Below are 15,494 nucleotides of genomic sequence, written 5' to 3'. Positions count from 1 at the left end.
ATGGAAAGTCTATTTCTTCTCATCCCTTTGTCTTTGATTTTGGTGGGCCTACTAGCGTGGATTTTGCACTGGTCCATTAAAAGTGGCCAGTTTGATGATTTAGACGGTCCAGGCGAATCTATCTTGATGGATGACGATGCTCCAAGCCATCAAAAAGTTAGTGAGCACTCTCAACAATAGATATGTATTTAAAGGACTTTTGAGGGTTCCCCAGCTATCTCCCGAGTACCGCAGTATTTTGACCCACCCTTTTTGATATAGATCAAACCTCCTTGTAAGTCTTACTTTGATAATCAATCCAGTCTATTTGGATTATGTCGCTGTTTGGTCACAAAAAAGGAGAAACCATGGGACTTACCGTGGGGAGTAATCAAGATACCTTCAATTACAAGGTTGTCAGTCAATTTGCCTTAGTAACTGTACTTTGGGGAATTGTTGGCATGCTCGTGGGGGTCATCCTCGCAGCCCAACTCATCTGGCCTGAAATCACATTTAATATTCCTTGGCTCAGCTATGGTCGCTTACGTCCTTTGCATACCAATGCGGTGATTTTTGCCTTTGGCGGTTCTGCCTTATTTGCGACTTCGTACTATATCGTGCAGCGTACCTGCCAAGTGCGATTGTTCTGTGACAAATTAGCAGCGTTTACCTTCTGGGGTTGGCAAGCAGTGATTGTGTCTGCCGCCATCACTTTGCCATTAGGTATCACAAGCTCTAAAGAGTACGCTGAACTTGAGTGGCCAATTGACTTATTAATTACTGTGGTTTGGGTTGCCTACGCAATCGTATTCTTCGGCACGATCATCAAGCGCAAAACTAAACATATTTACGTTTCAAACTGGTTCTTCGGCGCCTATATTTTGACGATCGCAGTGTTGCATATCGTGAATAACATCGAAATGCCAGCGAGCCTCTTTAAGTCTTACTCTGCATACGCTGGCGCACAAGACGCCATGATTCAGTGGTGGTATGGACATAACGCAGTGGGCTTCTTCTTGACCACCAGCTTCTTGGGCATGATGTATTACTTCATTCCAAAGCAGGCTGAGCGTCCAATCTACTCATATCGTTTATCTATTGTTCACTTCTGGGCTTTGAACTTTACGTATATGTGGGCGGGTCCTCATCACTTGCAACATACCTCCTTGCCAGACTGGACCCAGTCTTTAGGTATGGTGTTTTCTCTGATTTTATTGACTCCATCTTGGGGTGGCATGATCAACGGCATCATGACTTTGTCAGGCGCATGGCATAAATTGCGTCGTGATCCGATCTTGAAGTTCTTAGTGGTGGCATTGTCCTTCTACGGTATGTCTACCTTTGAAGGCTCCATGATGTCCATTAAGACTGTGAATAGTTTGTCTCACTACACAGACTGGACTATCGGTCACGTTCACTCCGGTGCTTTAGGTTGGGTTGCTATGATTACTATCGGCTCTCTCTACTATCTCATCCCACGCTTGGTTGGTCAGCGTGATATGTACAGTACTAAATTAATTGAATTGCATTTCTGGATTGCAACCATTGGTGTAGTGATTTATATCGCTGCGATGTGGATTGCGGGGGTAATGCAAGGTTTAATGTGGAGAGCATTCGAACCAGATGGTACTTTGACTTACAGCTTTGTTGAGTCTGTAAAAGCAACCTATCCTTTCTATGTCATTCGTTTATTAGGCGGCCTGTGCTACTTAAGCGGCATGTTGTTGATGGCTTACAACGTCTACAAAACTGTGATTAACAAAAAATTCGTAGACGCTCCTATTCCACAAGCGTCCATCGCCGCTCACTAAGGAAAAGAACATGTCAGAACAACGTCGATTTTTCTCCCACGAAACGCTTGAGCGTAATGTTGGTTGGCTGATCATTGCTACCATTGCAGCAATCTCGGTTGCTGGCTTAGTACAGATCGTTCCTTTATTCTTCCAGCACTCTACAACTGAGCCAAGTCCTGGCGTAGAGCCATATTCCGCTTTGCGTTTAGCTGGCCGTGATATTTATCAGCGTGAAGGTTGCCTAGGTTGCCATTCACAACAGATTCGTACGCTGCGCTCAGAAGTAGAGCGTTATGGTCCTTACTCATTGGCTGGTGAATCTGTATTTGATCACCCATTCTTGTGGGGCAGTAAGCGTACTGGTCCAGATTTGGCTCGTGTAGGTGGTCGCTATTCAGATGACTGGCATCGTATTCACTTGCGCAATCCACGCGATGTAGTGCCTGAGTCTAATATGCCGGCTTATCCTTATTTACAGAAGCTAGCAGCCGCTGACACTATCTCTTCTCATATGACTGCAATGCGTCGCCTAGGTGTTCCATACACTGATGAGCAAATCGCTAATGCACCTAAAGAGTTAGAAGGCAAAACTGAAGAGGATGCGTTGATAGCCTATCTTCAAGGCCTTGGCGTTAATCGTAGATACATCATTGTTGACGAGGTAGTTGCTAAATAATTTTTAGCAATAGAGAAACTATGCAAAATATCGCTCCCTATCTCTCAGCAATTTCTACCGTGCTTGGCTTGGTAGTGTTTTTAGGAATCGTTTGGTGGGCATGGTCTGCAAAAAGACAGTCTGCTAATCAAGAATCCGCCGAACTTCCGTTCGATCTTCCCGATGAATTCAGTAAGGATAAATCATGAGTGACTTTCTTGGTGCCGGTTGGAGTGCCTATATCGCCTTAGTAACATTGGTCGGTATTGTTTGGTGCATCTGGTTATTATTTTCTCAACGCAAGGCTAAGGTTATTCATACACCTGACGGTGCAGTTGCTGATACTGGTCACGTTTGGGATGATGATCTACGTGAATTAAATAATCCATTGCCACGTTGGTGGATGTGGATGTTCTTACTCTCATGCATCTTTGCATTGGTTTATCTTGTACTTTATCCAGGTCTAGGCTCTTATCCTGGCGTCTTGGGTTACAGCACAGATGGCGCATTGATGAAGTCTATGACTACAGCGAACGATGAACTCAAGCCTGTGTATGCCAAATACGTAAAGATGGATATTGAGCAGGTTGCTGCCGATCCTAAGGCGCGTGAAATGGGGCAACGTTTGTTCTTAAATTCCTGTGCACAGTGCCATGGCTCAGATGCTGGTGGCTCAAAAGGCTTTCCTAATTTGACTGACCGCGATTGGTTGTATGGTGGCTCACCAGAAAATATCAAGACTACGATTACTAATGGCCGTGGTGGTGTAATGCCTCCATTCCCGCAATTAGATAGTAAGCAGATTGTGGATGTAGCTAACTACGTACGTAGTCTTTCCGGATTGCCGGCCGATGATCTTAAAGCTGCGCGTGGCGCTGAAGTATTTAAGTCAAACTGCGCAGCATGTCATGGCGCGGATGGCAAAGGCAATATCGCATTAGGTGCACCAAACTTGACTGATAAAACGTGGCTATACGGTAGCTCAGAAGCAACGATTGTTGAGACTGTTACCAAAGGTCGCATGGCAATGATGCCTGCTCAAGATAAAGTATTAAGTCCTGAGAAGATTCAGTTGCTTACTGCCTATGTTTGGGGCTTATCCAATAATAAGCAACCAGCAGACGCGAAGTAAGTAGTGCCAAGCAATACGCCGGGTGGCAAACCTATTCCGATAGAGGTTATAGAGGAATCTCTTTATGAGGTCCGGCGAAAGATTTACCCACGTTCTGTTACAGGACTGTTTGCACGTTGGCGTTTCATTCTAGTATTTGCTACGCAGCTGTTATTTTATGGCTTGCCATGGTTAAGTTGGAATGATCGCCAAGCAGTTCTCTTTGATTTAGTTCAGCGTAAGTTTTATATCTTTGGGCTGGTGCTCTGGCCTCAAGATGTGATTTATCTGACGCTCTTATTAATTCTTTCCGCATTAGCCTTATTTCTATTTACCGCTGTAGCTGGCCGTCTATTCTGTGGCTACGCTTGTCCGCAAACGGTCTATACCGAAATCTTTATGTGGATTGAGCGAAAAGTTGAAGGCGACCGCTTTGCACGGATTCGTTTGGATGGTGAAGAGTGGCCCTGGGGTGTTCGTAAGTGGCGGCTTAAGATCACTAAGCATTTCCTTTGGCTCTTGGTGGCCTTTTGGACGGGCTTTACTTTTATTGGTTATTTCACACCAATTGAAACTCTAGGCTCAGCCTTATTGCATGTATCTTTGGGCCCTTGGCAAACCTTCTGGCTCTGCTTCTACGGCTTTGCAACCTGGGGTAATGCTGGCTTTATGCGTGAGCAGGTTTGTAAATATATGTGCCCTTATGCACGCTTCCAAAGTGTGATGGTAGATAAAGATACTTTCTTGGTTACTTACGACAAGGTGCGTGGGGAGCCAAGAGGTAGTCGCAGTAAATCTGCTGATCATGGCTCAATGGGCTTGGGCGATTGCGTTGATTGCAGTATTTGTGTGCAGGTTTGTCCAACTGGCATTGATATTCGAGATGGTTTGCAATACATGTGTATTGGTTGTGGCGCCTGTATCGATGCGTGCAATCAGGTGATGGAAAAAGTAGACTATCCAAAAGGATTAATACGCTATACGACTGAGCGAGCAATTGAAGATCAAGAATCCAATCAGAGTGCAATCAAGCATATCTTGCGCCCAAGGGTGTTGATCTATACGGCGTTTATTACAGTGCTCGCTTCAGCGTTCTTGATTTCTTTGGCAACTCGCAATCCATTACGGGTTGATGTTATGCGCGATCGTGGGGCTTTGGCTCGTGAAGTTGAGGGTGTGCGAATTGAAAATATTTATCGCATTCAGATCATGAATGCCTCCGAGCATCCAATGAAGGTTCAAGTAAAAGCAACAGGCCTAGATGATTTAAGGATCTTGAACTCGCAAGGCAAAGAGATTACCGAGATTAATGTAGATCCAGCTAGCAACCAGTTGCTTCCGATCAAAGTTAGCACCACAATTGGTCAAAATAACTCAGGAAATTACCCGATTCATTTTGATGTAATAGCGCAAGAGCTCACAGGCGATAAAGCAATAACGAGAACTCGCGAAGAGAAGTCTACTTTTATTATTCCCCGTTAAGCTTGCAAGCAATGGAGAGGATGCATATGACAGAACAGCAAACAATAAAGCCTTGGTGGAAGCAGTTGTGGCCTTGGCTATTAATTAGTGGTCCAGCAGTAGCTATGATTGGCTGCATCATCACTATTTGGCTTGCAGTAAATTTATACGCTGATAAGCCACTCCGTGATGGCGTGCAGAAACAAGGCTTGAAGGTAGAGCAACTTAAAGAAGTGCAGGCAGGCAAATGAAGTACCGTCTACTAATCTGGATCTTGTGGCCATCTTTCTTGGTAGCCGGTATGGCAGAAGGTTTACTGTTTACAGTAGTTCATCCGCAAGACTTATTATTTTTTGGCCATCATCCCGATATATCCGATGAAGGAATCTATACGATTGGATTCTTTACGATCTGGATTTTCTGTGCAGTTTCTAGCGCCTTAACTGCTTATATTCTGCCGGGTATTGAAGCGCCCGATAGTAAGGGGATCGACCGCGGTTTACTTTAAACCTGTTTGATTGCTACTTCGGTGTGGCAGCCTTGTCTATCAGGGTTTGGAATGCCGGCCAATTCGTATAGGCCATTCATATCAATTAACTTAATATGACGTTGCTTAATCTGAATCAAGCCAGATTCTGCAAAGCGGGAGAGCATACGACTGACAGTTTCAATTTGGATGCCAAGATAGCTGCCAATCTCAACGCGACTCATGCGCAAATCAAATTCATTATTGAGGTAACCGCGTGCCGCTAAGCGTTGTGAGAGGCTGAGTAAGAATGCTGCTAAGCGTTCTTCAGCACGCATAGTGCCAAGAGATAGTAGATGGCGTTGGTCTTGAGTTAGCTCGCGGCTCATGATCTTGTGAAACTGATTTTGTAGCACCGGAATCTGGCGGGCTAAGTCTTCAAAGGCATCATAGCGAATGATGCAGACTTCACTCTCTTCCAATGCAATTGCATCTGATTGGTAGTGGCCATCACCAATACCATCTAGGCCTAAGATTTCACCTGGAAGATGAAAGCCAATTACTTGTTGGCGACCATCTTGCAGGCAGTATTCAGTTTTGAGCGTTCCAAAGCGAACGCTATAGACTGAACTTAAGGGGTCGCCATGGCGATAGAGGCTTTCACCTTTTTGAAGATGGACGCGCTCTTTAACTAGGGTGTCAACTTTGGAGACGTCACTACTGCTAAGACCCACTGGAAGGCAAAACTGACCCAGTAAGCAGACTGAGCATTTGCTGGTTGGGGAGTCAGTAGGTTTGTAATTCATCTTGGATCTAATTATCAAGCAGTTTATTCTATAAGTATGAAAATCAGCACTTTCACCTATTCTTTATTCAACCAATGCTAACCAGCAGCCTTCTTTTAGCAGTCTTCCTAGGGGCTTTAGTTAGCGGCTGGCATTGCGCTTTGATGTGCGGTGGTATCGCAGCTGCCATTGAGCGACCAGCCCCCTTAGAAAGCCCTTTAAGGCCAAAATCTGAGCTTTTTTACCTCCAGCTAGTCATGCATTTGGGGAGAGTAACAACGTATGTCATTTTGGGGGCGATTGCTGCTTGGGTGGGGGTGGTAGTTTGGCAGCAAAACATCATTCCAATTCAGCGACCTTTATTTGCCTTTACTTCACTCATCTTAATTTGGATGGGTTTGCGTCTCTTGCGCTTGGGTAAATCGGAAGGCCTACTTGGCGGTAAGTGGCTGAGTGTCAAAATTGCAGGCTATTGGGCGAAGTATTTAGGGCAAATGGCTAGCGGACCTTCACGTTGGTTTAGCGGCATGCTTTGGGGCTTAGTTCCATGCGGTCTGGTCTATAGCGTTTTGCCACTTGCATTTCTCTCTGGTGATGTGACAACAGGTGCAGCACTGATGCTTGCATTTGGCTTGGGAACCTTACCTAACCTTTTGCTCATCTCTAAATTTTCTGCAGCATTAACGCAGTTTGGGCAGCATGTCTGGGTACGCTATCTGGCTGCTGCATTGCTCTTTACTGCCGGAGGTTTTGGTTTATATCGTGCTTGGGTTTTGCCAGAAGCTTTATTAAAAGGCGGCTTCTGTATTTCGTAAATAAATATTTACGAATGCATTGCCGCTTCTATTCCAGAAATCAGATCAGGGTATAGACTACCCTCCGGTAGTTTCTCAAGGAAGCCACTGCGTTCTGCCATTTCATAGGGCTGGTGGTCTAGGCCGCAAATAATCAAGCGGATATTTCGCACCTTACAGAGATGGGCTAATTCAGAAATCGTATCCATACCCGATGTGTCGACGTAGATCACATTCTTAAGGTCGAGCAATAAAGTCTGGGATGGTAGATTTGCTTCGATCTTTTCTAAGAGCTTTACCGCTCCAAAAAAGATTGCGCCGTAGATCCGGTAGGCGTCAATACGTCCTTGCTGGTTTTCTAGCGCCGGGAAAGTTTTAGCTTCAGCAATTTCACAGCGGGAAAGGCTGGAGATTCGATAAATAAAAGTGATAAATGCTGATAGCAGCCCTACTTCAACCGCCACAGTCAAATCCATCATCACTGTTAAAAGAAAAACACTCAAGATCGTGATGCGATAGGGTAGTCGAAATTGTTTGAGATCAACAAATTTTTTCCACTCACCCATATTCCAGGCAACATACATCAGGATTGCGGCTAGACCGGCCAAAGGAATATCTTTTGCAAGTGGGGCGGCAAATAAAACAATGATGAGTAAGGTCATTGCGTGAACAATGCCGGCTATCGGAGTGCTGGCGCCACTTTCCACATTGGTCACAGTGCGTGCAATTGTTCCAGTTGCAGGCATGCCACCAAAGAAGGGAGTGATTACGTTAGCAATCCCTTGCGCCATAAGCTCTTGATTGGAGTCGTGTCGGTCATGCATCAGGTTATCGGCAATACGCGCGCAAAGTAGAGACTCAATGGCGCCTAGTAAGGCAAGCGTGAGGGCTGGTGCAACCATAAATTGAGCATGACCCCAACCGATTGGAATCCACTCAAAGTGTGGAAGTCCAGAGGGGATGCCTCCAAAGCGACTGCCAATTGTCTCGATAGGTAAATCCAATAGAGTGGTAACAATGGTTGCCGCCACCATTGCAATTACTGTGCCTGGAATATGCCGCAAATGACCAAAGTGTTTCTGAAACAGCTTCCAGAAAATAATAAAAGCAAGACTTCCACAGGAAACAGCGATTGCAATGGGGTTAAAAGTCTCGGCAGCTTGATAAAGTGCTTGAATGGCCGGAAAAAATTGTGCAGGCATTTTTTCGATACTCAGGCCAAAGAAATCTTTGATTTGCGATAAGCCAATTAAAAAAGCAATGCCATTGGTAAAACCAATGATTACAGCAATGGGAATAAAACGCACTAGCGTTCCTAGGCGAAAAGCACCCATCAACATCAGAAACACACCCGACATTACTGTGGCGAGCAATAGGTTGGATACACCATAGCGCTCAACGATGCCATACACAATCACAATGAATGCACCTGCTGGGCCACCGATCTGCACTCGACTACCACCGAGTAAGGAGATGAGTCCACCAGCAATGATGGCGGTAAAAATACCGGCCTCGGGTTTTAGTCCACTGGCGATAGCAAAAGCCATTGCCAGTGGTAGAGCGACAATGCCTACTGTTAACCCCGCTAGAACATCTTTTGCAAATAGAGTTTTGTTGTAACCCGAGAAAGAGTTGAAGAGTTTAGGTTGAAAGAACATGAGAGATCTTCGCTATGGGCGATTTAGGTAAGGCGATCGCCAATCCAGTAGGCAAGACCAGCCGACACTGCGGTGACAAAGCTTCCCCAAGCGATATCGATTAATGCTAGTCGTGTTGGAAAGTCTCTAATCACAGCAAGATTAGTGAGGTCGTAGGTCATGTAACAAAACAAACCAAATAGAGCGCCATATTGCAGTGCATATATCAAAGACTGTTTTGAGAGGGCCGGAAGGATGACAAAAATAGTGGCGCCCAAGGCATAGAGTAGATAGAAGGCGAGGCCAGCAATTAGCTTAGGCTCGCTGGCCATTAAATCACCCATCTCGTGTCGATAGAGGCTTTTAGCAATCCCTAAAAGCCACACTAAATCGATTGCAATTAAGGTGATTAAGAACGAGCAGTAGATGGCGAAATACTTGAGCAATTAAGTTACCCTTTTGAGCTGTTATAGCCTAATAATAAGCATTATGATGGAAAGTATAGTTAAGTAGTTCAATTTAAAGGGAGTCAATATGTTTAAGCATTTATTGGTGCCAGTCGATGGCTCAGATGTCAGCAAAAAATCTTTGAAGAAAGTGGCTGAACTTGCAAAGGCTGATGGCGCTGCTGTGACCTTGGTGTATGTTTCCGATCCCCTGCCTCCAACAATTTATTCCGATAGCACTATGGGTTATGGAATTACCCAAAAAGATCACCAGAAGGTATGTGATGCTTACGCAAAGGATGTGTTTAAAAAAGCCGCCACTGCACTTGGATCAAGTATTAAAGCAAAAACAATGCATATCTCTAATACCAATTTATCTGAAGGTATTTTGGATGGCGCTAAAAAAGCAAAGGCTGATGTTATTGTGATGGCTTCACATAAGCGAACTGGCATCAAAGGTATCTTGCTTGGTAGCGAAACCCATGAAGTAATCGTGCACTCAAAGTTACCAGTATTGGTCCTTGGTTAATTATTCAGAAATTAAATCTTTAGAAAAAATAGGGTCCATGTGGACCCTATTTTTATTTGCCATCAGTTGTGTTTGATGGGGCTGCCTAGCAAAAGAATTTCTCTTGTTAGCTGACCACTCTCGTTATCACGCATAGACCATAAATCTAGTTGAGTCTTTAATCCGTAAGGATCGATATACACACCATTTTTTCTAAGCTCAAAATGAAGGTGTGGGCCAGTGGATCTTCCAGTGGACCCAACATAACCAATCTCCAAACCACGGCGCACATCATTACCTACTTCTAATTCAACGTTGTAGTTACTTAGGTGAGCATAGTAGGTGTGATAGTTTCCAGGGTGCTCCAAGACAATTAAGTTACCAAAGGCGCCACTAAAGCCAATATGAGCAACCTTGCCATTGGCTACGCTAAAGACAGGCGTGCCTATTGGGGCTGCATAGTCAATGCCCATATGGGTACGGTAGCGCTGCTTTGGAGGAGCTGCTTGAGCTGTGGGTGCTTTTGCACTTGGGCGTTTGCTCGAAGCGCGGACACTACCAACACCCCTTGAAATACGCCGATAACTGAGTGGATTAGTCCAGAATGAGCGCTCTAAAGATTCGCCGCCGCCGGTAAAGAATCCCCCTGGTATGTCAGTGCGATCTACCCAGTAAGCGCTTGCAAACACTTCTTTATTTGCTGGGTCAATAATTTCAGCGGCCCAAATTTGAGCCCATCGCTCACGATCGCCAAAGTCAATAATTAAGCGGACTACGCTATTGGTATTTTCGAGTGAGTTATTTTCTTCGGGATAGATCTGTTTGATGAGGGAATTTAATTCCCAAACCAATTCGACTGGCAGTTTGTCCCCGACCTTGCGAGGATCGTATAAAACATCTCGCAATGGGATCCGAATTTCAGTGAGATTTTTAGATTCATTTCTGAGATAGTCTTGTTGAATTAAGAAGCCACCAAATGCAGATGGTGTAAATGTCCACACCTCTGTCTTGTTGTCCTGAATGGGGCCATTCATGATGCTTAGGGAGTCAAAGCGATTGCGACTACCAAATGCAGCTGCATAAGGAATGCAATCTCCGCGCATGCGATCAAAGAATGTTTTAGTTTGAGTTTTAAAGAACTCTGAAAACTGACGGTTATCAATGCCGATACTGGCGGGTAAATTATCTTCGTTGAAGTTACGTCGCAGGCAACCCTGAATAACTCGGTAGTCTAGATTGCTGGCGCTATCAAGATCTACTTCGCTGGGGTCTTTGCGCTGAAAGAGGGCGGGATTAAGACTATTCGTCTTTGAGGAGCCTCTGGCCGCATTATCTTTAAAGCCAACTGGCTTGGTATTTTGAACAATGACTTTGTTACGAGCTTGGTTTGATTGGGCTTTGGCCGTAGATACCAACCCGGTTAGCAGGCTAAAACAGATATATCCAGTCAGAATGAGGGCTCCTCTCGACAAGAGTGAGCTGTAAGTCGCTTTTTTATTCACCCCGTAATTATCTAATAATATGAGCAGACACTCTGATATTGGTGTTATAGTGCAGCAAATTCAACCTAGTCTTGATCGGGGGCGATCTTCAGCACAGCAAATGCAGCTTTGAGGCGCTCCTCGTAATTCTTTTTGACGACTGCCGCCTCCTCAGCGCTCCAACTTCGAAAACCTTCACCTTTATTGATGCCAGTTTTGCCATTTTTAACTAAGTCAGTAACACAGGGCGGCGGCTTGGTGATGTTTGATAGAGAGGGGTATATTAGCTCCGCAGCTAGGGTCATTCCTTCCCATCCAGAAATTTCTTTTTGCGTCATTGGACCAACAGCGGCATAGCGAAAGCCAAAGCTATAACGCACTGCAGTATCGATGTCGCCAGGTGTTGCAATTCCCTCTTCCACTAAGGAAAGGGCCTCACGCATCAAGGCATGCTGAATACGATTGGCCAAGAATCCCGGGATATCTTTCTTGACTAATACGGGTTTTTTGCCGTGGGCGCGATAGAGATCGCAAACTTGATTGGCTATCTCTGGATCAGAATGTTTCCCCAAAACAATTTCTACCAAAGGGACAATATGGGCAGGCATGAAGTAGTGAGTGTTGAGCATGCGATGAGCGGTCTTGAGGTCTCCAGCGATATCGCTAATCGGAAAGCCTGAGCTATTGCTTCCAATCGGAATATGAGGTGGTACGCGCTGATCGAGGTCGGTAAAGATCTCTTTTTTAAGATCCAGCCGCTCAGAAATAGTTTCAATGACTAAATCAGTCCCTTCCCAGTTGCCCCACTCGGAAATACTGCCAGCCTGCAAGCTTGCCCCAAGCTTCTCCCATTGAGGATCAATTGAGGTGGCGCAAGCGTTGATTGCTTCAAAGCACTTTTCGGCTTTCTCTTGAGTGCGCCCAAGAATGACAGTGTTTGTTCCGTAGGCTAAAAATCCTGCGGCTATGCCTATGCCCATCGTGCCAGTCCCCAATACAACAACTTGTCCCATAGTTCACCCACTATTTGATTGTTTAATACCTGAATTATTCCCTATTCAGACCCATGACTAGCATTTAATTTATCGATACAATCATTTTTTGAAATAAGGAATCCCGATGCCAATAATTGAATCCGTTCAGGTTGCTTCAGTTGCTGTACCTTTAGATAAAGTAACTTCGTTTTCCACCCGGACAGTTTCCGAGCGTCATTACTGCTTAGTAAAAGTTCGCAGCAAGAATGGTCATGAAGGCATTGGCTTTTGCTATGTTGGCAGCGCTGGTGGAGATATTGCCAAAATTGCAGTAGAGCAACTCTTAGCGCCAAAACTCATTGGGCAGAATAGCCATCGCAGTGAAGGCTTGTGGATGGATATGTATAACGAATCCATTTTGCAGGGGCGCGCTGGCGCAGTCATGCGAGGTATCTCTATTTTGGATACCGCGATTTGGGATCTGAATGCACGTTCTGTTGATCTTCCTTTGCATCAATACCTTGGCTCTGTTGTGGATGATCGCGTTCCGGCATATGCAAGTGGCGGCTATTACCTTGAAGGTAAAACGCCTGCCAAACTTGGTAAGGAAATGGAGTCTTACGTCAAACAGGGATTTAAGGCGGTCAAGATGAAGGTAGGTCGTTTATCACCAGCCGAAGAAGAGGCTCGCGTTGCGGCGGCCCGCAAGGCCATTGGCGATGATATTTTGTTGACTCTAGATGCCAACAATGCCTGGCGTGACTTACCAACTGCACTAGAGTATATGCGTCGTTTTGAAGCCTATAACCCTTACTGGATCGAAGAGCCATTTTCACCGGATGCGATTGATTTGCATGCTGCCCTGGCCCGCTTAACGAAGATTAACGTTGCGACTGGCGAGATGGAGGCAGGACGCTGGCGCTTTAGAGAGTTAATTGATGCAGGTGGAGCAGCAATTCTGCAATCTGATGCTGCCGTATGTGGCGGTATTACAGAGTGGCGCAGGATTTCTGCTTATGCGGATTTGAAGGGGGTTATTGTTTGCCCTCATTGGATGCATGATCTGCATGCGCCATTGGTTGCCGCTACGCCAAATGCCCGTTTTGTGGAGTTTTTCTTAGATGATCAGGTCCTAAATTTCCGTAGATTGATTAACAAACAATTGACCTTTAAGAACGGCGATTTGATTTTGCATCAAACACCAGGGTTAGGATTTGAGTTCGATGAAGCAGCAGTCAAAAAATATGCTGGTAAGGCTGCTTGGACCAAGATTGTCTAAGCAAATCAGTGCAAGTTTATAAAACAATAAAGCCCGCACATGCGGGCTTTATTGTAGGTATCTCGCTAAGGAGATTAATTCATTTTATGAGGCTTTTCGATTTAACTTGAAATAAGTCATAGATTGAGTAATTAGTACGAGACCAAATCCAATAAAGCCGACAAGGTCTGCCTCGGTTGAGGGGTAGGCTAAAGCAACGCCAGAGAGAACCATAATGATGCGTTCAAAGATTTTGGTTTTCTCAATGAACCAGCCTTGAAGACCGCCAGCCAAGCAGATGATGCCTACCACTGCTGTAAAGGAGATCCAAGCAATCTGCAGCCAATCTGCTTGTTCTAAAGCGCTACTGGACCCCATTAAAAGCAAGCTCACTCCAGACTTATCCAGGACAAACATAAACGGCACCAAAATTGCAGGTGCTACGTATTTCCAGGTTTGCAAAGTTGTTTTGTATGGATTGCCCTTGCAAATTGCGGCTGCCGCAAATGGAGAGAGCGCTGTTGGAGGAGAAACCTCTGAGAGAACGGCATAGTAGAAGATAAACATATGCGCTGCAAAATCTGGCACACCTAAATTGATTAAAGCTGGTGCAGCAATCACTGCGCAAATGATGTATGAGGCCGTCACCGGAACTGCAAGACCCACAATCCAAACAATTAAGGCGGTAAAGATGGCTGTGAGCAGGAGTGAGCCACCTGCATACTGAATCACAATTGAGCTGAACTTCAATCCAAGACCAGTGAGTGTGACGGTGCCAACAATTAAGCCCGCGCCTGCGCAGGTTGCAGCAATAGCCAAAACACCAGTAGATCCTGAAGAAAGAGCTTTAGTAAGATTGGAGTTATAGAGTCCTGAAAGTATAGGCTCCTTACCCTTAAACCAGGCCCAAGGGATGATCGCAGTATCTTCACGCAGCATGCTAGAGAAGGCTGACACTACCGTTGCCCAGAAAACAGACATTACAGGCGAGAAGCCAAACATCATGAATACCACAATGGAAATCAGTGAGAAGAAGTGGAACCAGTACTTTTTGGTAAGCTCCCAAGCGCTTTCTGCTGATTCAAAATGAATGTTCTTCATGCCGTATTTGCGAACATCAATCTCCACCATCACGAACAAGCCAAGATAGAACAGTATGGTGGGGATGGTTGCCATCAGCAAGACGTCTAAATAGGAGATCTTTAAAAAGTCTGCAATTAAGAATGCAGCAGCTCCCAGCACTGGCGGTGAAATAATCGCGCCCAGACCACCTGCTGCCAATAGCCCACCAGCAGCATTCTTTTCATAGCCAACCTTATCGAGCATTGGTGCAGCAACTGAGCCTACGGTGACGGTAGTTGCTACGCCAGAACCAGATGGGCCACCCATGAGGAATGAAGATAAGACAATTGTTCTGCCTACCCCTGAAGATTTGCCACCCATGGCGGCAAAAGAGAAGTCAATAAAGAATTTGCCTGCACCAGTAAATTGCAAGAAGGCGCCAAAGATGGTGAAGAGAATAATTAGCGTTGCAGAGACATCGACGGCAGTGCCATAGATCCCTTCCAAAGTCATATACATATAACCAACCAAGCGATCTAGTCCATAGCCTTTATGGGTCCATGGCGCAGGTAGGTAATTACCAAAGAGGGCATAGAGCAAGAAGAGTACCGTGACGGTCACTAAAACCATGCCATTAGTTCTTCTTACGCTCTCAAGAATGAGTAGGATAAGGCCAATGCCGATCATGACGTCGGTTGAATTTGGGGCGGTATTTCTGTCCATGAAATCATCGCCACCACTTAAGATGTAGTACGCAATTGCTACTGATCCGATGGCAAACAAAACGTCCCAAAACATCAATTTATTTTTAAACCGTGCTGATATAGGAAAACTAAGAAACACTAAAAACAAGACTAGAGCAACGTGTATGACGCGCAATTGTTGTGTTGGCACAATGGAGTAGGCTGCATACAAATGAAATAAAGACATGCCAACCGCAACCAAGGTAATGAACTTGGCGAGAAGTCCTTTGTAGTCATTAGAGTCGCCTTCTTCCTGCTTGATGAAGGCATCTAGTTTTTCTTGGGTTTCATTGTCAATCACGTTTTGATTCATGTCTCAGCCTGTATATATTTATATTTAT

General features: G+C 45.1%; 17 protein-coding genes. 11 read left to right on the top strand and 6 right to left on the bottom strand.

Features of this window, described 5'->3' with window-relative positions; all coding sequences use genetic code 11:
* The 8 genes from ccoS to C2740_RS07150 all read left to right on the top strand — a co-directional run bounded on the left by ccoS (position 1) and on the right by C2740_RS07150 (position 5,507).
* Positions 1-180 (top strand): cbb3-type cytochrome oxidase assembly protein CcoS, encoded by a 180-nt coding sequence (gene ccoS, locus C2740_RS07185; protein WP_215292717.1) that lies wholly within the window; start codon positions 1-3, stop codon positions 178-180.
* Between the two features lie 167 nt (positions 181-347).
* Positions 348-1,790 (top strand): cytochrome-c oxidase, cbb3-type subunit I, encoded by a 1,443-nt coding sequence (gene ccoN, locus C2740_RS07180; protein ID WP_215292715.1) that lies wholly within the window; start codon positions 348-350, stop codon positions 1,788-1,790.
* A 10-nt stretch (positions 1,791-1,800) separates the two neighbouring features.
* Entirely contained in the window at positions 1,801-2,448 is a 648-nt protein-coding gene (gene ccoO / locus C2740_RS07175) for a cytochrome-c oxidase, cbb3-type subunit II (RefSeq protein WP_215292713.1), read from the top strand.
* Between the two features lie 20 nt (positions 2,449-2,468).
* Positions 2,469-2,636 (top strand): cbb3-type cytochrome oxidase subunit 3, encoded by a 168-nt coding sequence (locus C2740_RS07170; RefSeq protein ID WP_371818568.1) that lies wholly within the window; start codon positions 2,469-2,471, stop codon positions 2,634-2,636.
* Positions 2,633-3,559, top strand: coding sequence for a cytochrome-c oxidase, cbb3-type subunit III (gene ccoP / locus C2740_RS07165; RefSeq protein ID WP_215292711.1), 927 nt, complete (start codon positions 2,633-2,635; stop codon positions 3,557-3,559). Before C2740_RS07170 ends, ccoP begins: the two co-directional genes overlap by 4 nt.
* A gap of 3 nt (positions 3,560-3,562) precedes the next feature.
* Positions 3,563-5,020: a cytochrome c oxidase accessory protein CcoG gene (gene ccoG, locus C2740_RS07160; protein WP_215292709.1), complete on the top strand. Its 1,458-nt coding sequence runs from the start codon at positions 3,563-3,565 to the stop codon at positions 5,018-5,020.
* Between the two features lie 26 nt (positions 5,021-5,046).
* Entirely contained in the window at positions 5,047-5,250 is a 204-nt protein-coding gene (locus tag C2740_RS07155) for a FixH family protein (protein WP_215292707.1), read from the top strand.
* Entirely contained in the window at positions 5,247-5,507 is a 261-nt protein-coding gene (locus tag C2740_RS07150; protein WP_215292705.1) for a hypothetical protein, read from the top strand. Before C2740_RS07155 ends, C2740_RS07150 begins: the two co-directional genes overlap by 4 nt.
* On the opposite strand, the gene C2740_RS07145 is transcribed toward C2740_RS07150, so the two are convergent.
* Positions 5,504-6,271, bottom strand: a complete 768-nt coding sequence (locus tag C2740_RS07145; protein WP_215292703.1) for a helix-turn-helix domain-containing protein — start codon at positions 6,269-6,271, stop codon at positions 5,504-5,506. The genes C2740_RS07150 and C2740_RS07145 overlap by 4 nt on opposite strands.
* Before the next feature lie 74 nt (positions 6,272-6,345).
* On the opposite strand from C2740_RS07145, the gene C2740_RS07140 reads away from it, so the two are divergent.
* Positions 6,346-7,065, top strand: coding sequence for a sulfite exporter TauE/SafE family protein (locus C2740_RS07140; protein WP_215292701.1), 720 nt, complete (start codon positions 6,346-6,348; stop codon positions 7,063-7,065).
* Positions 7,066-7,073: 8 nt separating this feature from the next.
* Here the strand turns inward: C2740_RS07140 and C2740_RS07135 are convergent, their stop codons facing one another.
* A complete protein-coding gene (locus tag C2740_RS07135; protein WP_215292700.1) occupies positions 7,074-8,702 on the bottom strand; it encodes a SulP family inorganic anion transporter in 1,629 nt (542 codons plus the stop codon).
* A 23-nt stretch (positions 8,703-8,725) separates the two neighbouring features.
* On the bottom strand, positions 8,726-9,127 hold the full coding sequence (locus tag C2740_RS07130; RefSeq protein WP_215292698.1) for a DUF2177 family protein: 402 nt from the start codon (positions 9,125-9,127) through the stop codon (positions 8,726-8,728).
* Between the two features lie 88 nt (positions 9,128-9,215).
* Here C2740_RS07130 and C2740_RS07125 point away from each other — a divergent pair, with 88 nt between their 5' ends.
* Positions 9,216-9,656 carry a universal stress protein gene (locus C2740_RS07125; protein WP_215292696.1) on the top strand — a complete coding sequence of 147 codons (441 nt, stop codon included), beginning with the start codon at positions 9,216-9,218 and terminating at the stop codon, positions 9,654-9,656.
* A gap of 62 nt (positions 9,657-9,718) precedes the next feature.
* Here the strand turns inward: C2740_RS07125 and C2740_RS07120 are convergent, their stop codons facing one another.
* Both C2740_RS07120 and C2740_RS07115 read right to left on the bottom strand, forming a co-directional pair.
* Entirely contained in the window at positions 9,719-11,137 is a 1,419-nt protein-coding gene (locus C2740_RS07120; protein ID WP_251369619.1) for a M23 family metallopeptidase, read from the bottom strand.
* 65 nt (positions 11,138-11,202) lie between these two features.
* Positions 11,203-12,129, bottom strand: a complete 927-nt coding sequence (locus C2740_RS07115; protein WP_215292694.1) for a 3-hydroxyacyl-CoA dehydrogenase NAD-binding domain-containing protein — start codon at positions 12,127-12,129, stop codon at positions 11,203-11,205.
* A 106-nt stretch (positions 12,130-12,235) separates the two neighbouring features.
* Between C2740_RS07115 and C2740_RS07110 the strand changes: the two genes are divergently transcribed.
* Positions 12,236-13,369 (top strand): mandelate racemase/muconate lactonizing enzyme family protein, encoded by a 1,134-nt coding sequence (locus C2740_RS07110; protein ID WP_215292692.1) that lies wholly within the window; start codon positions 12,236-12,238, stop codon positions 13,367-13,369.
* An 84-nt stretch (positions 13,370-13,453) separates the two neighbouring features.
* On the opposite strand, the gene C2740_RS07105 is transcribed toward C2740_RS07110, so the two are convergent.
* Entirely contained in the window at positions 13,454-15,466 is a 2,013-nt protein-coding gene (locus C2740_RS07105) for a TRAP transporter fused permease subunit (RefSeq protein WP_215292691.1), read from the bottom strand.
* Between the last annotated feature and the right edge of the window lie 28 nt (positions 15,467-15,494).

Source organism: Polynucleobacter sp. MG-5-Ahmo-C2, from assembly GCF_018687735.1.
In the GTDB taxonomy this organism is placed as follows: domain Bacteria; phylum Pseudomonadota; class Gammaproteobacteria; order Burkholderiales; family Burkholderiaceae; genus Polynucleobacter.
The sequence above is the reverse complement of the archived record's forward strand: the minus strand, read 5'-3'. Positions and strand labels throughout refer to the sequence as shown.

Excerpts from the sequence above, each read along its gene's own strand:
- C2740_RS07105 (WP_215292691.1), bottom strand. The coding sequence starts at position 15,466 with ATGAATCAAAACGTGATTGACAATGAAACCCAAGAAAAACTAGATGCC.
- ccoP (WP_215292711.1), top strand. The coding sequence starts at position 2,633 with ATGAGTGACTTTCTTGGTGCCGGTTGGAGTGCCTATATCGCCTTAGTA.
- C2740_RS07170 (WP_371818568.1), top strand. The coding sequence starts at position 2,469 with ATGCAAAATATCGCTCCCTATCTCTCAGCAATTTCTACCGTGCTTGGC.
- C2740_RS07110 (WP_215292692.1), top strand. The coding sequence starts at position 12,236 with ATGCCAATAATTGAATCCGTTCAGGTTGCTTCAGTTGCTGTACCTTTA.
- ccoO (WP_215292713.1), top strand. The coding sequence starts at position 1,801 with ATGTCAGAACAACGTCGATTTTTCTCCCACGAAACGCTTGAGCGTAAT.
- C2740_RS07140 (WP_215292701.1), top strand. The coding sequence starts at position 6,346 with ATGCTAACCAGCAGCCTTCTTTTAGCAGTCTTCCTAGGGGCTTTAGTT.
- C2740_RS07150 (WP_215292705.1), top strand. The coding sequence starts at position 5,247 with ATGAAGTACCGTCTACTAATCTGGATCTTGTGGCCATCTTTCTTGGTA.
- C2740_RS07135 (WP_215292700.1), bottom strand. The coding sequence starts at position 8,702 with ATGTTCTTTCAACCTAAACTCTTCAACTCTTTCTCGGGTTACAACAAA.
- C2740_RS07145 (WP_215292703.1), bottom strand. The coding sequence starts at position 6,271 with ATGAATTACAAACCTACTGACTCCCCAACCAGCAAATGCTCAGTCTGC.
- C2740_RS07155 (WP_215292707.1), top strand. The coding sequence starts at position 5,047 with ATGACAGAACAGCAAACAATAAAGCCTTGGTGGAAGCAGTTGTGGCCT.
- C2740_RS07125 (WP_215292696.1), top strand. The coding sequence starts at position 9,216 with ATGTTTAAGCATTTATTGGTGCCAGTCGATGGCTCAGATGTCAGCAAA.
- ccoS (WP_215292717.1), top strand. The coding sequence starts at position 1 with ATGGAAAGTCTATTTCTTCTCATCCCTTTGTCTTTGATTTTGGTGGGC.
- ccoN (WP_215292715.1), top strand. The coding sequence starts at position 348 with ATGGGACTTACCGTGGGGAGTAATCAAGATACCTTCAATTACAAGGTT.
- C2740_RS07115 (WP_215292694.1), bottom strand. The coding sequence starts at position 12,129 with ATGGGACAAGTTGTTGTATTGGGGACTGGCACGATGGGCATAGGCATA.